At 41.1% G+C, this 1413-nt stretch carries 1 protein-coding gene; it reads right to left on the bottom strand.

What is annotated here, in order from left to right:
• Positions 1 to 199 precede the first annotated feature (199 nt).
• Positions 200 to 1335 (bottom strand): IS3 family transposase gene (locus ACIQLB_RS24535; RefSeq protein ID WP_400731331.1). Its coding sequence is split into 2 segments (ribosomal slippage): positions 200 to 1101 and positions 1101 to 1335, totalling 1137 coding nucleotides; the frame shifts between segments, so codons are not numbered across the junction.
• Positions 1336 to 1413: the final 78 nt, after the last annotated feature.

Here is a 1413-nt window from a genome sequence, read left to right as displayed (position 1 = left end):
TGTTGGATCTACGTCAAGATTGTAGACACACTCAAGTTAATTTTTTGTGTTGCGCAACGTCCATTTTTGGAGTGTTCCACATCCCGAGTAGCCCGTCAAAGTGAAAAGAGCCTTTGACCGCCTACTCGGGATGTAGAGCGGAAAATGCATGGAGGTTGCGCCCGAAAAATGTGTAGGGGTAGATTTCTTTGACCCCTTTTTACGCTGCTGCTCGGCACATTTTCTCATATGCATCGGGTGTGAAATAACCAATGCTACCATGGATTCGCTTGCGATTGTACCAGCCTTCGATGTACTTAAATAAAGCTACACGTGCGGTTTCAAAGTGACTGTAGCGCGTTCGGTATACTTCTTCTTTTTTGAGTGTTGCGTGAAATGATTCGATGCACGCATTGTCATATGGGCAACCTTTTCGACTGAATGATGGGATCATTTCGTATTTCTGTAAGCGCTCACCAAAAGCTTCACTTGTATATTGAGAACCTAAATCTGTGTGTACAATGAGTCCTGGCGCTGGATTTTGCGCGGCTACTGCGTTATTAAGTGCTTCTAAGACTAGGTCAACCGTCATTTTGCGACCAAATTTATATCCAACAATTTTCTTTGTATGACAATCTAATACCGACGCCAAATAACACCAACCATCATTTACTGTGTGGATATACGTAATATCTGCTACCCATTTTTCATTGATGGTTTCGGTTGTAAAGTCTTGTCCCAATACGTTTTCACGCTCTTCCACAGGTTTCTGTGTTGGCGTCGGACGGTACTTTTTTGTAATGTTTGAGCGAATACCTGCTTTTCTCATAATGCGTTGAACGCGATCAATACTGCCTGTATAGCCCTCTTGTTTAAGGATTTGAAATATTTTCGGTGCACCATAACGGCCGTCACTTTCCTTATGAATAACGCGAATACGAGCGAGTAGCTTTTCGTTGGCGACATGATAGCTGTTCGGCTTTTTGTGAAATGATTGATAATACGTACTTTTAGGCATTTTTAAAATGCGACACATCAATTGAACGGGTTGATGTTCGCTTTCTTTTGTAATGTGGTCGATTAGTTCTTGGTCTGCTATTTTTGCGCGAATATGGTCATAGCCTTTTTTAGAATATCTACCTCTTGTTTTAAGCGAAGGTTTTCCTTCTGGATAGCAACTACTTCAGCTGCAGTTAACTCCTCAGTTCCTTCAATTGGAGAATGGAGTTTAATCCATTTATAAATTGTGACTTCTGACACACCATATTCGCTAGCTAGTTGATTGACCGGTGTACCCGAACGATAAAGTTCGACTACTGTTTGTTTGAATTCTTTATTGTACTTTTTTTGACTCATGGTCGGACACGTCCTCTCTTATGCTCAATTCTATTGATTTAACCGAGGTATGTCCACTCATCTATAATACATCCATGT

The organism is Lysinibacillus sp. NPDC092081, assembly GCF_044755845.1.
Lineage (GTDB): Bacteria > Bacillota > Bacilli > Bacillales_A > Planococcaceae > Lysinibacillus.
Note: the sequence above shows the minus strand (reverse complement) of the source record. Positions and strands in the feature narration are given on the sequence as shown.